Source organism: Salicola sp. AFF1, assembly GCF_056783195.1.
Genome location: NZ_JBXAYL010000090.1, coordinates 1 through 1653 on the forward strand (window position 1 = coordinate 1; position 1653 = coordinate 1653).

At 45.7% G+C, this 1653-nt stretch carries 2 protein-coding genes; both read right to left on the reverse strand.

Annotation, left to right across the window (positions count from 1 at the left end; genetic code table 11):
• Window positions 1–136: 136 nt before the first annotated feature.
• Window positions 137–514 (reverse strand): hypothetical protein, encoded by a 378-nt coding sequence (locus AC1RQI_RS16805; RefSeq protein ID WP_481905762.1) that lies wholly within the window; start codon window positions 512–514, stop codon window positions 137–139.
• A gap of 154 nt (window positions 515–668) precedes the next feature.
• A partial coding sequence (locus AC1RQI_RS16810) for an HNH endonuclease family protein (RefSeq protein WP_481905763.1) occupies window positions 669–1653 on the reverse strand: 985 nt, incomplete at its 5' end.

Genomic DNA, 1653 nt, shown 5'->3' on the forward strand with positions numbered 1-1653 from the left:
TGTGGCCTGACGGCCACCCGGAGGTGGGTCAAAATTAATGGCCAGTAGTGGGTCATTTTAATTGGCCACTAACACTTGCCATCAACTGGACACAACACGGCACACTGGAGACCGTGCGGTTCTGAGTGCGACGGAACTAGGCGAAAAACAGGGAGTGAAAACCAAGCAGCAACAACCCCGTTAAGGGCAGCGCCGGAATGGCCAATATCAGTTGCACCGTAAGTGCTCCAACGGAGATGGATACGCGGCCAGACCGTGAAAGGTTACGCAAAAGAAGCAGAGAGGAGACGGTCGCTCCAGTTGCCAGCAGAAATTCGGTTACCTCCTGGTGCCGGGGATCGCCTTCTGCAAGCAGAATGAAGCCGATCAACAGGGGCCAGGTGGCGAGAATGGCGGCAAATACGGATCCGACAGTGACCATGCGGACACCAGAGCAGTCATTGAGCGCTCTACCTACTCTGTAGATACCCCATAGCAAGGCCACAGGAATGAACACAGCCAAAAACGTCTGCACCTTTTGTTCTCCTGTCACTTATATTAGAGAGGATACACGGGGCAGACGACAGCGACCGTCGGCAAACCATCTAAACCAGCTCGGCCACCGATTTATCTGAATTCAGGATGACGGCAGTAAAGAAAAAGCCAATACGTCCAAACCTATAAAATAATTAGTCGTAGACATCACGCCAGGCGGATTCAGCAAATTCAATAATTCTATTTTCACGATCTTCAATTTTACTAATATCCCAGCTATTTTCGCAACAAACCTCAGAGACCATTCTTAGCTGAACTTTATTATATATCTCTTTCTTTTGCTGGAATCCCTGTCGACGCGCTTCTTCGTTGATGGTTTGCGGCAACAAAATCAAATTCCCTATTCTATGTATATTTCTAAGATATTCCTCGTCCGCAGTTCCCCAAGCACCCCCTGATTCAGGTTTTTGTGGTGCTATATGCTCAATCGATTCTGATTCACTCATTTTCCAAATTGCGTCTCTAGCATTTTCATCCACAGTAGCATTCTGACCAGACTTTAGTGCCAAATACTCTTCATATTTCCATAAAATATATCTAACGATATTTGGTGATATCTCGTAGATTTCGGTTTGCTTTAGCCCCTCGGTAGCTACTTTATCAATCGGATAATCAGCCCCGAGTTTTCGCAAATCAGACATTAAGTCACTATACCGATAGTCATCGGTGTTCCTATTAACAACCTTAAATGCAAGGCGAACATAATCACCAACTTTATGTCTTGAGTCCTTACCTGCAAAACCAAATATTCTAAATGTAACACGCTCCCATTGCTCTAATGCTCTTTCCCTCTCGTTCGAGTTAAGACGCTGAGAAGTCATTATTGCAACTGCCAGAATCCGAGCGTGCAGAATATCTGTAACAGGCCCAAGCATTTCATTACTATCAAGTTCTACAAGATGTCTAGCCGTTTCTAGCAATTTCTCAGAAATCTGAATAGCATCGCTGGCAGAGAAACAATTTTGTTTAAACCGGTTTAAAGCCTCTTCCGGAGGAAGAGGCTTACCTCTACTTGCACCATACGAAAGCGTGGCACACACTCTCATTGAGTTATGGTGATTTCTGGTGTATGGAAGCAGGCTGAAGAGGTGGCATATCCTGTTGGTTGATCTCCGCCAA